This is a genomic window from Flavobacterium sp. KS-LB2 (assembly GCF_036895565.1).
Classification (GTDB): domain Bacteria; phylum Bacteroidota; class Bacteroidia; order Flavobacteriales; family Flavobacteriaceae; genus Flavobacterium.
Genome location: NZ_CP145904.1, coordinates 1,791,879 through 1,809,348 on the forward strand (window position 1 = coordinate 1,791,879; position 17,470 = coordinate 1,809,348).

At 33.6% G+C, this 17,470-nt stretch carries 17 protein-coding genes; 9 read left to right on the top strand and 8 right to left on the bottom strand.

Annotated features, from left to right (window positions below; all coding sequences use genetic code 11):
* The first annotated feature begins 8 nt into the window (after positions 1–8).
* Positions 9–383, top strand: coding sequence for a DUF4258 domain-containing protein (locus tag V5J73_RS07570; RefSeq protein WP_282717747.1), 375 nt, complete (start codon positions 9–11; stop codon positions 381–383).
* Between the two features lie 151 nt (positions 384–534).
* Here V5J73_RS07570 and ung read toward each other — a convergent pair whose 3' ends face one another.
* Positions 535–1,206 carry a uracil-DNA glycosylase gene (gene ung / locus V5J73_RS07575; RefSeq protein WP_338644656.1) on the bottom strand — a complete coding sequence of 224 codons (672 nt, stop codon included), beginning with the start codon at positions 1,204–1,206 and terminating at the stop codon, positions 535–537.
* Between the two features lie 145 nt (positions 1,207–1,351).
* Between ung and V5J73_RS07580 the strand changes: the two genes are divergently transcribed.
* The 3 genes from V5J73_RS07580 to V5J73_RS07590 all read left to right on the top strand — a co-directional run bounded on the left by V5J73_RS07580 (position 1,352) and on the right by V5J73_RS07590 (position 4,213).
* Positions 1,352–3,517 carry an endonuclease MutS2 gene (locus V5J73_RS07580; RefSeq protein ID WP_338644658.1) on the top strand — a complete coding sequence of 722 codons (2,166 nt, stop codon included), beginning with the start codon at positions 1,352–1,354 and terminating at the stop codon, positions 3,515–3,517.
* A gap of 71 nt (positions 3,518–3,588) precedes the next feature.
* Positions 3,589–4,005, top strand: coding sequence for a thiol-disulfide oxidoreductase DCC family protein (locus V5J73_RS07585; RefSeq protein WP_338644660.1), 417 nt, complete (start codon positions 3,589–3,591; stop codon positions 4,003–4,005).
* Between the two features lie 76 nt (positions 4,006–4,081).
* Positions 4,082–4,213: a hypothetical protein gene (locus V5J73_RS07590; RefSeq protein WP_255409051.1), complete on the top strand. Its 132-nt coding sequence runs from the start codon at positions 4,082–4,084 to the stop codon at positions 4,211–4,213.
* 60 nt (positions 4,214–4,273) lie between these two features.
* Here the strand turns inward: V5J73_RS07590 and ettA are convergent, their stop codons facing one another.
* The 3 genes from ettA to holA form a co-directional block, all read right to left on the bottom strand.
* The gene (gene ettA / locus V5J73_RS07595) at positions 4,274–5,968 is read right to left on the bottom strand and encodes an energy-dependent translational throttle protein EttA (protein ID WP_338644662.1); all 1,695 of its coding nucleotides are present in this window, start codon (positions 5,966–5,968) and stop codon (positions 4,274–4,276) included.
* Positions 5,969–6,041: 73 nt separating this feature from the next.
* On the bottom strand, positions 6,042–6,224 hold the full coding sequence (locus V5J73_RS07600; protein ID WP_091169561.1) for a CAL67264 family membrane protein: 183 nt from the start codon (positions 6,222–6,224) through the stop codon (positions 6,042–6,044).
* A 76-nt stretch (positions 6,225–6,300) separates the two neighbouring features.
* Positions 6,301–7,305 carry a DNA polymerase III subunit delta gene (gene holA, locus V5J73_RS07605; RefSeq protein ID WP_338644664.1) on the bottom strand — a complete coding sequence of 335 codons (1,005 nt, stop codon included), beginning with the start codon at positions 7,303–7,305 and terminating at the stop codon, positions 6,301–6,303.
* A gap of 92 nt (positions 7,306–7,397) precedes the next feature.
* Between holA and V5J73_RS07610 the strand changes: the two genes are divergently transcribed.
* Genes V5J73_RS07610 through V5J73_RS07620 form a run of 3 tightly spaced genes read left to right on the top strand, consistent with a single transcriptional unit; the run spans position 7,398 to position 9,746 of the window.
* Positions 7,398–7,847, top strand: a complete 450-nt coding sequence (locus V5J73_RS07610; protein WP_338644666.1) for a type I restriction enzyme HsdR N-terminal domain-containing protein — start codon at positions 7,398–7,400, stop codon at positions 7,845–7,847.
* 13 nt (positions 7,848–7,860) lie between these two features.
* Positions 7,861–8,862, top strand: coding sequence for a glycosyltransferase family 2 protein (locus tag V5J73_RS07615; RefSeq protein WP_445236419.1), 1,002 nt, complete (start codon positions 7,861–7,863; stop codon positions 8,860–8,862).
* 50 nt (positions 8,863–8,912) lie between these two features.
* Positions 8,913–9,746, top strand: a complete 834-nt coding sequence (locus V5J73_RS07620; protein WP_338644670.1) for an OmpA/MotB family protein — start codon at positions 8,913–8,915, stop codon at positions 9,744–9,746.
* A 100-nt stretch (positions 9,747–9,846) separates the two neighbouring features.
* Here V5J73_RS07620 and V5J73_RS07625 read toward each other — a convergent pair whose 3' ends face one another.
* The 3 genes from V5J73_RS07625 to V5J73_RS07635 form a co-directional block, all read right to left on the bottom strand.
* Positions 9,847–10,467 carry an L-threonylcarbamoyladenylate synthase gene (locus V5J73_RS07625; RefSeq protein ID WP_338644672.1) on the bottom strand — a complete coding sequence of 207 codons (621 nt, stop codon included), beginning with the start codon at positions 10,465–10,467 and terminating at the stop codon, positions 9,847–9,849.
* A gap of 24 nt (positions 10,468–10,491) precedes the next feature.
* On the bottom strand, positions 10,492–12,831 hold the full coding sequence (locus tag V5J73_RS07630; protein ID WP_338644674.1) for an ATP-dependent helicase: 2,340 nt from the start codon (positions 12,829–12,831) through the stop codon (positions 10,492–10,494).
* A gap of 206 nt (positions 12,832–13,037) precedes the next feature.
* Positions 13,038–13,805 carry a sulfite exporter TauE/SafE family protein gene (locus tag V5J73_RS07635; RefSeq protein WP_338644676.1) on the bottom strand — a complete coding sequence of 256 codons (768 nt, stop codon included), beginning with the start codon at positions 13,803–13,805 and terminating at the stop codon, positions 13,038–13,040.
* Between the two features lie 130 nt (positions 13,806–13,935).
* On the opposite strand from V5J73_RS07635, the gene V5J73_RS07640 reads away from it, so the two are divergent.
* Complete coding sequence (locus V5J73_RS07640) at positions 13,936–14,457, top strand: DUF7935 family protein (protein WP_338644678.1); 522 nt, start codon at positions 13,936–13,938, stop codon at positions 14,455–14,457.
* 88 nt (positions 14,458–14,545) lie between these two features.
* Here V5J73_RS07640 and V5J73_RS07645 read toward each other — a convergent pair whose 3' ends face one another.
* The gene (locus V5J73_RS07645) at positions 14,546–16,609 is read right to left on the bottom strand and encodes a M1 family metallopeptidase (protein WP_338644680.1); all 2,064 of its coding nucleotides are present in this window, start codon (positions 16,607–16,609) and stop codon (positions 14,546–14,548) included.
* A gap of 102 nt (positions 16,610–16,711) precedes the next feature.
* On the opposite strand from V5J73_RS07645, the gene V5J73_RS07650 reads away from it, so the two are divergent.
* Complete coding sequence (locus tag V5J73_RS07650) at positions 16,712–17,449, top strand: Dph6-related ATP pyrophosphatase (RefSeq protein WP_445236420.1); 738 nt, start codon at positions 16,712–16,714, stop codon at positions 17,447–17,449.
* The last annotated feature ends 21 nt before the right edge of the window (positions 17,450–17,470 follow it).

Genomic DNA, 17,470 nt, shown 5'->3' on the forward strand with positions numbered 1-17,470 from the left:
TTTAATTCATGAAATTTATTCACCGTTTTGCTTATTACTTAGTTGGTTTAGTGATAGGATTGTTTTTTGTAGCCCTTGTTTTTAGTGGTAAAGATACCCGTTGTAACTATTTCCCTAATGCGAGAGTCTTAAATGATTTGAGAAACAAACCTTTCCATTATTCGGATAAAGCATCTCAGATTTTGGCTGAAAAATGGATTGATACTGCCGATATAAAAAACACATTACAATACGGTGATGTAGATTTTGATAACAGTAATATCGAACTTAAAAAAGGAAAGTTGTATGTAATCGAAGGAAAAACAATCAAAAACCAAGAGGTTACCTTGAAAGTTATTAATTACTCCGATAAAGCTGTTTTAGAAGATATTATAAAAAAATAATTTCTCTTTTATACCAACAAAAGTAAATTTTAGGAAACAGTACTTTTAAAATAAAACTATTAAGATATTTAGAAAATTAAGTTTTATAGCCCTAATTAAACTTAATTTCTAAATGGTTTAGAAAAAGATAATTTCAAAATAGTTTAAAAAACTACAACCACTTTATAGGTTCTAATCCGTTTTGTTTTAAATACGAATTCGTTTTACTAAAATGCTTATTCCCAAACCATTTCCCTTGATTCGCACTCATTGGCGAAGGATGCCCGGATTCCAAAACCAAATGTTTGTTTCGGTCGATTTTAAGTCCTTTTTTATGGGCAAAATTCCCCCAAAGCAAGAAAACAACATGTTCTTTTTCATTTGAAATTTTTTGAATGACAGCATCAGTAAAAACATTCCATTTCAAGTGTTTGTGACTGTTCGCATTGTCTTCTCTTACCGTCAGCGATGCATTCAACAATAAAACTCCCTGCTTTGCCCAAGCTTCTAAATTACCAGAAGTGGGCATAAAAATAGTTCCCAAATCTTCACTCATTTCCCTGAAAATATTGCGTAACGAAGGCGGAATTCGAACACCATCATTTACAGAGAAACACAAACCATTGGCTTCGCCCTTGCCGTGATACGGATCTTGACCAATGATAACCACTTTTACATCTTTGAAACTGCAATAATTAAACGCAGCAAAAATGAATTCTTTCGGAGGATAACACGTATGATTTTTATATTCTTCATCAACCGTTTCCATTAATTCCTGAAAATAGGGTTTCTGGATTTCATCTGATAAAATGGATTGCCAAGTGGGATTGAGATTGATTTGCATAGTTAAATATTAGAAAGCAAAGATACAGAGAGAATATTTTTTTGAATCATAAAAAGGATAATAAACATTCATTAATTCTTTGTGAAAGTCTGTTAAATAGTCTTAACTATTAGCTATTTTTGTCTTGAAAAGAATTATACGATAAATGATATCCATCACTGAAAAAACATTACAAGATTTACAATTTCCAACGGTTCTCGAAACCATTTCGACCATTTGTAATACTGACATTGGAAAACAAAAAGCATTAGAAATAACCCCTTTTAAAGACAAGGAAACATTGATGCAAGCATTAATGCAAACCTCAGAATATGTTTCGTCTTTCCAAAATAACAATGCGATTCCCAATCATGGTTTTGATGCTATCACGCATGAAATAAAGTTTTTGGCCATTGAAGACAGTTTCTTGGAAGTGGGCAGTTTTAGAAAAATCGCTACCATTTCTTCAACAGTAAATTTCCTGTTGAGTTTTTTGAGAAAATTCGAGGATTATTATCCAAATATAAACGCAAGAGCAAACCAAGTCGAACTGACTAAAGAAATCATCACGATGGTGGACGAAGTAGTCGATAAATATGGCGAAATTAAAGACAATGCCTCCCCGGATTTATTGAACATCCGTCGCAGTATGAATGCTGTTCGCGGAAAAGTCAATCAAAGTTTTGGTACAGCATTGACACAATACAATGCTTTAGGATATTTAGACGATATTAAAGAAAGTTTTGTTCAAAATCGACGCGTTTTAGCAGTTTTAGCGATGTATCGCCGTAAAGTAAAAGGATCCATTTTGGGCAGTTCCAAAACAGGAAGTATTGCTTATATTGAACCCGAAGCTACTTTACAATATTCCCGTGAATTGAGTAATTTAGAATACGAAGAGAAAGAGGAAATCACTCGAATATTAAAACAGTTATCCAATTATATTCGCCCGCATTTACCGCTTTTAATAAAATACCAGGATTTCCTTAGTGATATTGATGTAATTGCCGCAAAAGCAAAATATGCAAATAAAATCAATGGAATTTTACCAACAATTACAGAGGAACGCCGCCTTTATTTTAGAGAAGCTTACCATCCTATTCTGTATTTGAACAATAAACAAAAAAATGAAATTACGCATCCGCAAACCATTGAATTAGGTCAAGAAAACAGAATTATTGTGATTTCGGGACCAAATGCCGGAGGTAAAACTATTTCGTTAAAAACCGTTGGATTACTGCAATTGATGCTGCAATCCGGAATGTTGATTCCGGTACATGAACGTAGTGAAACGTTTTTATTTGATAGAATCTTAACAGATATTGGAGACAATCAATCTATTGAAAATCATTTAAGTACATACAGTTACCGATTAAAGAACATGAACTATTTCTTGAAGAAGTGCAATAGAAAAACCATGTTCCTTATTGATGAATTTGGTACCGGTTCAGATCCAGAATTAGGAGGTGCTTTAGCAGAAATTTTCTTAGAAGAATTCTATCATAGAGAAGCTTTTGGGATTATTACAACGCATTATTCAAATCTAAAAATTCTGGCGAACGAATTGCCTTTTGCTACCAATGCCAACATGCTTTTTGATGAAAAAACATTAGAGCCATTGTACAAATTAGTTTTAGGTCAAGCAGGAAGTTCCTTCACCTTTGAAGTGGCTTTGAAAAACGGAATTCCTTTCAGCTTAATTAATCGGGCGAAAAAGAAAATTGAAGTTGGAAAAGTACGTTTTGATAAAACGATTGCTACCCTTCAGAAAGAACGTTCTAAAATGGAGAAAACTTCGCAAACGCTTAAAGAAGAAGAAACAAAAGCGCGTGAAGAAGGCAAGAAAATGGAAACCATCAATGTGAAAATCAAACAGAAACTGGAAAGCTATCAAGAATTGTACGACAGCAACCAGAAAACCATTTACATAGGTCAAAAAATTGAAGACATTTCGGAGAAATATTTTAATAATAAAAATAAGAAAGAACTGCTTGGTGAGTTTTTGAAAATCATTGAAATCGAAAATTCAAAACGCAAAAAAGCCACAACCAAAGAAGCAAAAGCACTGATTGAAAAGAAAAAAGAAGTCATTCAAGAAGTGACCGTTCAGGTTGAAGAAATCAGAAAAGAAAAGAAAGAGAAGAAATTAAAAGTGGTGGTTGAGAAACCAAAACCTATCCTAAAAGTAGGCGATCGCGTGCGAATGTTTGACGGAAAAGCGGTGGGAACCATTGATTCTATTGAAAAAAATAAAGCAACCGTAAACTATGGTGTATTTACTTCAAAAGTGAGTTTGGAAGCGCTGGAATTTGTGGAAGCAGGGAAAAAGTAAGGATTGTTCAGACGAAAATAAATTTCAACTCCGTTAAATAATTTTAAATGTTGAATTTTAAATTTTAAATTATGCTCAATATTCCTAAAGACAAAAAAATTATCCTCTATGATGGCGTTTGCAATCTGTGTGATTCCGCAGTGCAAAGAATCATTAAGCATGATGCAAAAGATGTTTTCAGATTTGTTGCCTTACAATCTGATTTAGGTCAAAAAATAATTAAACACTTGGGAATTGATACACAAAAAACGGATAGTATTATTCTGTATCAACCGGGTTTCGCTTATTATTATAAATCAGAAGCCGTTTTAGAAATTGCAAAAGATTTAAGTGGACTATTTTATTTTGGTACTTTATTTTCAATATTACCCACTTCACTAAATAACCATATTTACGATTATATTGCTAAAAATCGTTACAAATGGTATGGGAAAAAGGAAACTTGCCTGATTCCCACAAAAGAGCTCCAAGCTAAGTTTTTAGAATAAATGACCAATATGATAATTATCATGACTTTTATTTTGCAAGAATAATATATTTGGACAATCTTAAATTTAATTAATCATGAAAGACACTACACTTTTTTCTTGGGATAATGGTTCATTTATAATGATTGTCGTTTTTGGGTTAGTAATCATAGGACTTGTTGCCGCAGTTTTAATTATGATGAATTCCGACAAAAAAATAAAAAAATAGCACAAAAAAAGAGGATGCCCAATGGACATCCTCTTCTATTATTAACAGAATTAGAGTGAATTAACTTCTAATTAATTTTCTGTATTTCAATCGTTTTGGAGTTAAATCACCACCCAAACGTTTTTTCTTATTCTCCTCATAATCAGTGAAACCACCTTCAAAATAATATACTTCAGAGTTTCCTTCGAAAGCTAGAATGTGCGTACAAATTCTGTCTAAGAACCATCTGTCGTGAGAAATAACTACCGCACAACCTGCAAAACTCTCCAAACCTTCTTCTAATGCACGAAGCGTATTGATGTCCAAATCATTCGTAGGCTCATCCAGTAAAAGTACGTTTCCTTCTTCTTTTAAAGTCATCGCAAGGTGCAAACGGTTACGCTCTCCACCGGAAAGCATAGACACTTTCTTGTTTTGTTCTCCACCGCCAAAATTAAATCGTGACAAATAAGCTCTTGAATTCACTTGTTTTCCGCCCATCATAATCAATTCCTGACCGTCAGCAAAGTTTTCCCAAATTGATTTATTAGGATCTATGTTGGAGTGCGCTTGATCTACATAAGCGATTTTTACCGTATCCCCGATTAAAAATTCTCCTGAATCTGGTTTTTCTTCACCCATTATCATTTTGAAAATAGTTGATTTACCAGCACCGTTTGGTCCAATAATTCCAACAATTCCTGCTTGTGGTAACGTGAAATTTAAATTATCATACAGTAATTTATCTCCAAAAGCTTTAGCAACATTTTTGGCTTCAATTACATTCGTTCCTAAACGTGGACCATTTGGAATGTAAATTTCCAAATTTTCATCTAATTGTTTTTGGTCTTCATTCAATAATTTATCGTAGTTCTGCAAACGTGCTTTTTGTTTCGTTTGACGCCCTTTGGCACCTTGACGAACCCAGTCCAACTCACGTTCTAGATTCTTTCTACGTTTCGAAGCTACTTTTTCTTCTAGTGCCATACGGCTTGATTTTTGGTCCAACCAAGAAGAATAATTCCCTTTCCAAGGAATACCTTCACCTCTGTCTAATTCCAAAATCCAACCAGCAACATTATCCAAGAAATACCTATCGTGCGTTACTGCAATTACAGTTCCTGCATATTGTGCTAAATGTTGTTCTAACCAAAGTACACTCTCAGCATCCAAGTGATTCGTAGGCTCATCCAAAAGCAAAACATCCGGTTGTTGCAACAACAAACGACATAAAGCCACACGACGACGCTCTCCTCCTGAAAGATTTTTGATTGGTGTATCGCCATCTGGCGTGCGTAAAGCATCCATTGCGATTTCTAGTTTGGTATCGATTTCCCAAGCTCCAAGCGCATCAATTTTGTCTTGTAACGTCGCTTGACGATCCATCAATTTATCCATTTTATCTGGATCTGAATAGTTTTCTTCTAGACCAAATAAATCGTTAATACTATTATATTCTGCAAGCACTGCCATCGTTTCGGCAGCTCCTTCTCTAACAATTTCAATAACTGTTTTGCTGTCATCTAAAATTGGTTCTTGTTCTAAATAACCTACTGTATAGCCTGGCGCAAAAACTACATCACCTTGATAGTTTTTATCAACGCCAGCAATAATTTTTAATAAAGAAGATTTTCCAGATCCATTTAAACCCAAAATACCAATCTTGGCTCCGTAAAAGAAACTCAAATAGATGTTTTTAAGTACTGGTTTATCTGCTCCTTGATAGGTTTTACTCAATTTTGACATTGAGAATATTACTTTTTTATCGTCTGCCATTTTTTTTTATTTAAAATTTAAAATTACTTCGTCTATTCGCTCTTTCAGACTCAGGTCAACATTAAAATAATTCTTAAAGCCTGCCTTTAAGAGAACTAAACACCCAAGCATTAGCCAAAAAGCCAACACCTACAGCTGCAAATCCCCAGCCTGCTACATCATCGTACCTAAAAGCGCCTAATGCAATCAGCAGTAAACCCATTACAATCATTATTAAAGTAGCCCAACCTAAAATAGTATTTTTATTCATTCCCATAATTGTGGTATATATTTTTAATAACCCGATACTACGCCTCGGAATAAGGAGTGCAAATATCGGAAATTTTTGTCCTTTAATTAAATATTTTATAAAGCATTTCTCGTAGTAAATCAGATTGTGACATTGCATTCGCGCCTACACCCTTACTTTTTACATCAATGTCCCGCAAAGCACCTACAATTTGGCTCACTTTTTTCATGGGATAGTTTTTCAAAGCCACATCATATTCTTTCAAAAAAAATGGGTTTACGCCTAATACAGCCGACACATTTTTGGGATTTTTATCTTTTAATCCGTGGTATTTTAAAAGTTGAATAAAGAATCCAAAAACCAAACTAGTAGTAACTACCATTGGATTGTCTTTTGGATTTTGAGCAAAGTTCTCCGCAATTTTATAAGCTTTTAGCTGGTTGCGTTCGCCAAGTGCTTTTCGTAATTCAAATACATTGAAATCTTTGCTGAAACCTATGTTTTCCTCGATATCTTTTGGTGTAATGGTACTTCCTACTGGCAAGATAATTTGTAATTTTTCCAGTTCATTATTTATTTTACTCAAATCTGTTCCAAGAAATTCCACTAACATGGCATTTGCTTTGGGCTCAATAGCATATTTTTTACCGGATAAAACACGTTTAATCCACTCTCCTACTTGGTTTTCATATAGTTTCTTGCTCTCATAAACGATACCGTTCTTCGCTAATAACTTGGTTACTTTTTTTCGTTTATCGAGCGTTTTATATTTGTAGCAAAAAACTAAAACTGTTGTTGCCATTGGGTTTTCAGCGTAGTTTTCCAGTTTATCTATGGTTCTGATTAAATCTTGGGCTTCTTTTACGATGACCACTTGACGCTCTGCCATCATTGGATAACGTTTTGCAGTAGAAATTATATCTTCTATAGAAACGTCTCTTCCGTATAAAACGGTTTGATTGAAGCCTTTTTCCTCTTCGGATAAGACTTTTTCTTCGATATAATCTGATAGCTTATCAATATAATACGGTTCTTCACCCATCAAAAAATAAATTGGTTTGATGTTACCGCTTTTTATATCATTTACAATTTTTATAACCTCGTCCATTTTCTTTTTTGTTTAAATTTAAAGTTTAAAGTTTGTTGAATCGTATGAAACTTTAAACCTTAAACTTTAAACTAAATAACTATTTTTGCTTCATGCAGCAATTAAATTTTTCTACATATACTTTTCGTTTCAAAAATAGCGAAAATAAAGTCTCCATTTTCGACGAAATCAGGAAAAAATTTATCATTCTCACACCCGAAGAGTGGGTTCGTCAGCATGTCATCCAATTTTTATTGGAAGAAAAAAAATACCCAAAATCATTGATTAATGTAGAGAAAGTTTTAAAAGTCAACGGCTTGCGCAAAAGATACGATGTCGTGGTTTTCAATTCTGATGGTTCTATTTTTATTTTAATCGAATGCAAAGCACCTGAAGTAAAAATTGCTCAAGCGACTTTCGACCAAATTGCAAGATACAATATGACAATGAAGTCCGAATTTTTGATGGTAACCAATGGTTTGAATCATTACTTTTGTCGAATGGATTTTGAAAATGAAAAATATCAATTTCTACCTGAATTACCCATGTATAAAATCGTTTAATCAAATAATGGAAATGAAAATAGCTGTTGTCATCCTGAATTGGAATGGAATTTTATTGTTAGAAAAATTTTTACCTTCGGTGTTGAAATATTCTCCGGAGGCCACCGTTTATGTTGCGGATAATGCTTCTACAGATGATTCTGTTTCCTATGTGAAAGCTTTTTTTCCTTCGGTTAAAATTGTAAAAAACGACACTAATTTAGGATTTGCAGATGGATACAATCAAGCTTTAAAGCATATTGAGGCTGATATATATGCCTTGATAAACTCGGATATTGAAGTGACCGAAAATTGGTTACAACCTATTCTTAAAACTTTCGAGAATGAGCCAAAAACCGCTATAATTCAGCCTAAAATATTGGATTTCAAAAATAAGGAATACTTTGAATATGCTGGTGCTGCCGGTGGTTTTATAGATCAATATGGATATCCATATTGTCGTGGTCGTATTTTTGACACTTTAGAAAAAGACAACGGACAATACGATGACAACTGCGAAATATTTTGGGCAACAGGAGCTTGTTTTTTTATTAGAAGCGTCGTTTATAAAGAACTAAATGGTTTTGATGATGTTTTTTTTGCGCATCAGGAAGAAATTGATTTGTGCTGGCGCGCCTTTAATAATGGATATACAATAAAATACATTTCGGAATCGGTTGTGTATCATGTAGGCGGAGCAACTTTACAACAAGGTAACCCGAAAAAAACGTTTTTGAATTTTAGAAATTCCTTGTTGATGCTGACAAAAAACCTTCCTAAAGAAAAATTATACACAATTCTTTTAGGTCGAATGGTTCTGGATGGAATTGCCGGAATACAATTTCTTATGAAAGGAAAATTCAATCATTTTGTAGCAATATTGAAAGCACATTTTTCTTTTTATAACCTTTTTTTAGATCATTATAAAAAAAGAACTAAATTTCAAGAACAAAAATACTATAACACAAAAAGTATCGTTTACATCTATTTCATTAAGAAAATCGTTGTTTTTAACGATTTATTTAGAATAAAATAAATATAAAAAAGTAAATTTGTCTTTAACATTTAATTAAATTAATACCATTTATGAAAAAAATAGTAATTGCCTTATCTGTATTAGCACTATTGACTTCATGTGTTTCTAAAAAGAAATACACTGATTTAGAAGCTAGAAATAAAGAAACTCAAGACTTATTAAATACTGCAACAGTAAAACTAAATGCTTGTTTAGAAGAAAAAGCAGCACTTTCTGCTACGGCATCTCTTTTAAAAGAGCAAAACCAAGGATTAATAAGCACTTCTAAGGACATGACTATTTTGTCAACAAAAGGAGCTGAAAATATTGAAAAAGCTTTAGAATCTATAAAAGAGAAAGATTTAAAAATCAGCAGAATGCAAGACGCTTTAACTAAGAAAGACAGTGTTACACTTGCTGTAGTTACTAGTTTGAAAAGTGCTGTAGGAATTTCTGATCCAGATATTGAAATAAATGTTGAAAAAGGAGTTGTCTTTATCTCTATTGCTGATAAATTGTTGTTTAAAACAGGAAGTTACGATGTAACGGATAAAGCAAAAGGTGTTTTAGCAAAAGTGGCTAAAGTAGTAAATGACAAACCGGATTTTGAATGTATGGTTGAAGGTCATACCGATAATGTTCCTTACAATGGTTCAGGTATTTTATTAGACAACTGGGATTTAAGTGTGAAACGTTCTACTTCTATCATTCGTGTATTAACAAATCAATTAGGTGTTAAACCAGAACAATTGATTGCAGCAGGAAGAAGTTCATATATTCCTTTAGTAGCAAATGATTCAGCTGAAAACAGAGCTCGTAACAGAAGAACACGTATTGTTGTTTTGCCTAAAATCGATCAGTTTTATGACATGATTGAAAAAGAGATGAAAAAACAAAGACCATAATTTCAAATTGTATTTGAACTAAAAAACGTCCTGAATATCGGGACGTTTTTTTATGTTTTCTACTGAACACTAATCCCGACTCTTCAAGAATGAATACTAATTAAAGAATGTCCAAACTTCCTTTACCTTCTCTCACTACAATAGGTTCATCTCCTGATAAATCAATAATCGTTGACCCCATATTATCCCCATAACCGCCATCAATAACCATATCTACTAGGTTTTGCCATTTCTCAAAAATAAGTTCTGGATCAGTAGTATATTCAATCACATCATCCTCATCATGAATTGAAGTTGATACGATGGGGTTTCCCAATTGTTTTACAATTTCTAAAGCTATTGAGTTATCTGGAACCCTTATTCCGACAGTGGTTTTCTTTTTGAATTCCTTTGGTAAATTATTATTTCCAGGTAAAATAAAAGTATAAGGTCCTGGCAAAGCTCTTTTTAGTAATTTAAATGTTGGCGTATCAATCTGTCGAACATAATCAGATAAGTTACTCAAATCATGGCAAATAAAGGAAAAATTAGCTTTTTCCAGTTTTATCCCTTTGATCTTCGCAATGCGTTCCAAAGCTTTGGTATTGGTAATATCACAACCCAATCCATAAACAGTATCCGTCGGATAAATTACTAAACCGCCTTCTTTTAAAACCTTCACCACTTTGGCTATTGCCGCTTCATTAGGTTTGTCTTCGTATATTTTTATAAATTGAGCCATTTATTTTTTAGTTTAAAACTTTTTTCATCCTATAATATCCAGTTTAGCAAAGCGCAACAATAATTTCTTTATTCCACCAACCTCAAATTTGATTTCGGCTTTTTTGTCTGCTCCCACTCCTTCCAGGTTTAAAACTTCGCCTTTACCAAAACGTTCGTGCATTACAATATTTCCGGCAACCAATTTATTATCAAACAAATTTGCACTACCGCTTGAAGTTGCAGTATTGGATACAGGTTTCAATTTACGAATATTTAAATCCGATTTGGGTTCATTATCATTATTATATTTAACTGGTGGAGTACCGTTGGCTGGTTTTGCCAAACGCAATCTAGATTTATCAACATCTCCAAAAATATCACTGTCAATCATTGGTTTGTACCTATAATTTGACTCGGCTGGCGTTAGGTATTCTAAATATTGTGCGTCAATTTCCTCAATAAATCGAGAGGGTTCGCTATCTGTCAATTTTCCCCAACGATAACGCGATTGAGCGTACGTTAAATAGGCTTGATGCTCCGCACGAGTCAGAGCCACATAAAATAAGCGACGTTCTTCTTCGAGTTCACTTCTGGTACTCATACTCATTGCACTCGGAAACAAATCTTCTTCCATTCCTACGACAAAAACATGAGGAAATTCCAATCCTTTTGCCAGGTGAATGGTCATTAGCGCGACACGGTCTTCATCGCTGGTGTCTTTATCTAAATCGGTTGCCAGAGCCACATCTTCCATAAACTCAGACAAGGCACCACGTGCTCCATCAATTTCTTTCTGACCTTCGGTGAAATCCTTGATACCGTTAAGTAATTCCTCTATGTTTTGAATTTTAGCCATTCCTTCTGGAGTAGCATCTTTCTTTAGTTCTTGAACCAATCCTGTTTTCTTGGCAACATGATCGGTGATATAAAACGCATCTTGATTTTCATTAATAACTTGAAAACTCTGAATCATCGTTACAAAATCCTGCAGTTTTTGTTTGGTTCCCGAATTCAGTTTTAAGTCAATTTTATCAATATTCTGCATGACTTCCCAGATGGAACGTTTGTAGTGATTGGCTGCAATAGTCAATTTTTCGACTGTTGTGTCTCCAATTCCACGAGCCGGATAATTGATAACACGAACCAAAGCTTCTTCATCTTTTGGGTTGATAACCAATCGCAAGTAACACAATACATCCTTGATTTCTTTCCTTTGATAAAAAGACAAACCACCATAAATGCGATACGGAATATCTCTTTTTCTAAGCGCATCTTCCATCGCACGGGATTGTGCATTGGTACGATACAAAATGGCAAAAGAACCGTTGCTCAGCTGATTTTGCATCTTTTGTTCGAAAATGGTACTAGCCACAAAACGCCCTTCTTCGGCATCAGTCATGCTGCGGTGCACTTTTATCTTTGGACCAAAATCATTCGCTGTCCAAACTATTTTATCCAGCTTTACTTTATTCTTATCGATAATCGTATTTGCTGCTTCCACTATATTTTTTGTCGAACGGTAATTTTGTTCCAATCTAAACGTTTTCACGCCTTCATAATCTTTCTGGAAATTCAAAATATTGTTAATATTCGCACCACGAAACGCATAAATACTTTGCGCATCATCACCCACCACACAAATATTCTGGAATTTATCAGACAATGCACGAACAATCAAATATTGAGAGTGATTCGTATCTTGGTACTCATCTACTAATATATAACGGAATCGGTTTTGATATTTAGCCAAAACTTCTGGGAAACGTGTCAATAATTCATTGGTTTTCAACAACAAATCATCAAAATCCATCGCGCCAGATTTAAAGCATTTATCAACATAATTTTGATAAATTTCTCCTAATCTTGGCTTTTTAGCCATTGCATCCGCTTCTTGTAATTCAGGATTATTGAAATAGGCTTTTACCGTAATCAAGCTGTTTTTATAACTGGAGATTCTGCTTAAAACCTGTTTTGGTTTATACACATCCCTGTCCAATTGCATTTCTTTGATAATCCCGGAAATACAACGCAATGAATCTTGGGAATCATAAATCGTAAAATTTGAAGGATATCCCAAATGATCCGCTTCGGAACGCAAAATTCTGGCAAAAACCGAGTGAAATGTGCCCATCCAAAGGTTTTTGGCTTCACTTGCTCCAACAATTTGGGAGATTCGGGTTTTCATTTCCCGTGCCGCTTTGTTGGTAAACGTAAGCGATAAAATATTGAAGGCATCAACGCCCTGATTCATCAAATAAGCAATTCTAATAGTCAACACACGCGTTTTCCCAGAGCCCGCACCAGCAATGATAATCATTGGTCCGTCTTTTTGAAGAACAGGTTCACGTTGGGCTTCGTTGAGTTGATCGATATATTTATGCATGGAGAAATTTAAATTTATTATGCAAAAATAAGAATTTAAGATGTAAAAGTGTACTTTTAAATGAAGCTAAAAAACCATTCTTCATTTATTAAACCATATAAGAAATATAAGGTCATTTAAGGCCTTTTTTTAACTGAAAAGTCAAATAAATGGCAGACCAATTTTAACTCATAATCTCTTAGAAGACTTATATGGTTTTAAAAAAATTATTTAAAAAACACATCGTATGCAAAACGGATTAAGGTACCAACAACCACAACTAAAAAGAAAATTCGGATGAAACTATTTCCTTTATTTATAGCTAATTTAGCGCCAAGCCAACCGCCAAACGCATTACTGGCAGCCATTGGTAACGCAACTGCCCAAATTATTTTACCTTTTAAAATAAAAAGACAAATAGAACCAAAATTTGTCGAAAGATTGACCATTTTAGCATTTGCGGAAGCATGCAAAAAATCAAAACCCATAATAGCAATAAAGGCAACTACTAAAAAACTGCCAGTTCCCGGGCCAATAAATCCATCATATAAACCAACAACAAAACTGATTGCAATTGCATTCCATATTTGGACTTTTGAAGAATGATTCTTTTCAATGTGTTGTCCAAAATTTTTCTTTGCATAAGTATAAATTACTAAAAATGAAAGAACGACCAATAGCAACGGTTTCATGAAATCATTGCTTACATAGGTTAATAAAGTTGATCCTAAAAATGCTGATGGAAATGCCAAAAGCATCATAATCGATAATAGTTTCCAGTTCATATCAACCTTTTTCAGATATTGATACGCTGCAAAAGAAGTACCACTAAATGCTGGAACTTTTAATGTCCCAATTACATTTGAAACAGGTAAATTAGGTAATAAAACGAGTCCCATAGGAGTCTGTATTAATCCACCACCACCTACAATTGCGTCAATAAATCCTGCAGCAAAAGCAGCCAAACAAAGTAAAATTAATATATAAGTTTCCATGCAACTATTATTTTTAATGTTCCCGAAGTGATTGGCAAAAATACTATTCGTATCGATTTATTGCTATTAAAATGGAATTGATTTGTACTTAAAAAAGTATATTTTTGTTTTCACAAATTTATATATCAAAATGGATTCAACAAAAATCATAGAAATTCTAGCGTACACCTTACCTTCACTTATTACTGGTGGAGTTGCCTATTATTTATTTAAAGCTTATTTTAAAGACCAACAAAACACGAGACGCTGGTTGTTGCAGAAAGAATCCAAAAAAGAGGCGTTACCACTGCGTTTACAAGCATATGAACGTATGTCATTGTACATGGAACGCATCAATCCAACTAAATTATTAATTCGTATTGCGCCAATTTCTAACGACAAAAACGATTACGAAAATCTTATAATTACTCATATAGAACAAGAATTTGAACACAACCTGACCCAACAAATCTATATGTCAGATGAATGTTGGACCATCATTGTTACAGCAAAAAATGCTACCATACAGATGATTCGAAAAGCGAATATGAGCGACCGCGTGGACAGCGCCGACAAATTGCGTGAAGTTGTTTTGAATGATTTATTGGAAAAACAATCTCCGAGTAATGCTGCTTTGGCTTATATCAAAAACGAAGTAGGACAATTGTGGTAAAAAACCAATTCAAAATTACGAATTACAAATTACGAAATGTTTTACCAGTTTGTTATCATCAGATCACAGTAGTTAATTGTATTTGAACTTATTCTTTCAACAAGCGATTCAATTGGAATTGTTCTGCTTCATTTAAAGCGGGAATTATTCTTTCAAATGAAACTCTCATTTCTGGATTTTTCAATAATTTTCTGATGTTATCCCTTCCAAATTTCGAGAATTGCCACATGTGATGTGTGGTTGTGTTGACCAAATTCTCCAAAACAACATCATTTATTATTTTGAAAGAAAGCAATTTCTCCAAAGCATTTTGTCTGGTATTTGCTTCGTAATTAATTGACGAATACTGTATTAATTCATTTACCAAGGCAATCTTTTCTTCAACATAATTGGGTGTTGATAAAGCGAGTGTCAACCACAACGTCCTTAAATTATAGTCATTGAAACCCATCCATGTTTTTGATTTATCTAAATATTGAATGCGTTGCTCCGGAAAATTATTCCATAAATTATACAACGCAATTTCTTGTGTTTGATAGGATTTGTCATCCAATAAAGTTTCATATTGGGCTCTAAAACTTTCCAGAATTTCATTTAATGATGTGGCAACTGTTTGACGTAATTGTATATTTTTAGTTTCTAAAGCTAAAATCAATAACTGTTTTTTATCTTCAAAACTTTCATTTTTCAATTGATTCATAATGGCTTCTTTGGCGAAAAAATAAACGTCAGATTGTATTGTTTTTTCAAAAAAATCTTTTTTGTCTGACAATGGTTTGTTTTTTAGTTTCTCCACTTCAAACAATATCTGAATTGATTTATTTTTAAGCAATAAAGTATTGGCTTGTTGTGTATTAAAAACAGTTGATTCAAGCCATACTTTACTAAAATTATCCAAATCATAATTGGATAATTTCTTGATTTCAGTAAAAAGATCTTCCGTATTTACACTCTGAAACGCATGTTTTTTCAAATAGTTTTTCACCGCTTTTTTAAAAGCCTTATCCCCTATTTCTTCGTGCAAAACAAAAAGTGCCCAAGCGCCTTTTTGATAGAAAGTCAACGAACTGGCTTTGGCATTCAAAACGGGATTCGTATCCGTTCGGGAAGCAAATTTCAATTGTTGCGCCGACTCATATAATTTGGAATAAAAATAATCTTCGCCATAGATTTCTTTTTCAGCAAGCAACGCATAATAGGTAGCAAAACCTTCCTGCAACCAATGGTGTTTTCCGCTTTCGGCGGTGACTAAATTTCCAAACCATTGATGTGCTAATTCATGCGCATTGACATTCCTGTAGCTTCTATCCTCAAAGCCTATAGAATCTACAACATAACGCGTATTGAAAAGCGTTGCCGATGTGTTTTCCATACCTGCGTACAAAAAATCTCGAACTGCTGCTTGTTTGTAAATTCCCCAAGGATATTTCACTCCTATCTCCTTTTCTAAAAAATCAAACATCTTTTTTGAATCTCGATAGGTTGGTTCAAATTTAGTTGCGTCTTTTGGTTCCAGATACATTTCTAAAACAACTCCAGAATTTGATTTTTGAAAAAATTTTTCAAATTTTCCAATGGCGAGCATTAACAAATAAGAACTCATTGGTTTTTGCATTTGGTATTGCCAAACAGAAAGCCCATGCAATTCTGATTTAGATTTTAAAATTCCATTTGAAATTACCTGATAGCCTTTTTTAAATATAACATTCAAATTGAAAATCACTTTTTCATTCACATCATCAAAACTCGGAAACCAATGACTGGTATATTTCCCTTGTCCTTGTGTCCAAATTTGTAGGTTGTCATTTGATTCTGAACCAATAAAATAGACCGTTTGCTTTGGCTTAGCCAAATATTGAAAAGTCAAATTGTTTTGCCCTTTTTTAAACGGATATATAATTTGTAATTCTTTCTGAGTATTCCGAAAATCAATTGGTTTTCCGTTCAGTTTTACATAAAAAAATTCCATATTTTGAGCATCAATTTTAATGGTATCAATGGCTTTTATTACCTCAAAATCATAATTGACATCTCCAGTAATTGTCCTTTCATTTGGATTAATAGCAATTTTTCCGAGAACTGTTTTAAAATCAACAAATTGGGTTTGTTGGGCAAATGTGAACGTGGAAATAAAAAAGAATAGGTATTTCATTACTAGCATATTTAAGAATGCAATTTCCAAAGTTACAAAGGTTTCACAAACAAACCCGACAAATTTTGTAAGTTTACCTTCAGAAACAACATGAAAACTACATTGAAAAAGAAAGCCTTATTTAACTGGAGTAGCGGAAAAGATTCTGCGCTAGCCTTATATAAAATAGTACAAAATCCCGAAATTGAAATTGCCTGTTTGTTAACCAGCGTAAACCAACAGCATCAACGTATTTCGATGCATGGAATACGTGTAGAATTATTAGAACAACAAGCCGAAAGCATTGGATTACCGCTTGAAATAATGCAAATTCCAGAAATGCCCACGATGGAGGCCTATGAAAACGTGATGCGAAAAACATTAACAAAACTAAAAAACCAAGGTATTAGTCATTCTATTTTTGGAGATATTTTTCTGGAAGATTTACGTAAATACCGTGAAGATAAATTAGCCGAAATTGGTTTTGAAGGTCTTTTTCCGCTTTGGAAAATCCCAACTCACGATATCATTCAAGAATTCATGGATTTAGGATTTAAAACAATTGTGGTTTGTGTCAACGAACGTCATTTAGACAAAAGCTTCGTAGGCCGCATTATCGATCAGGATTTCATAAACGATTTACCTGAAAATGTTGATGTTTGTGGCGAAAACGGCGAATTCCACACCTTTACTTTTGACGGTCCCATTTTTTCTAAACCAATAGATTTTGAAATTGGAGAAATTGTATACCGAAAATATGAAAAACCGGAAGAAGAAGATTCTTCGGATACCGCTTGCGATACAAGTAATTCCGATACTTTTGATTTTGGTTTTTGGTATTGTGATTTGGTTCCAAAATAATTTCTGTTAACACCAAGCATT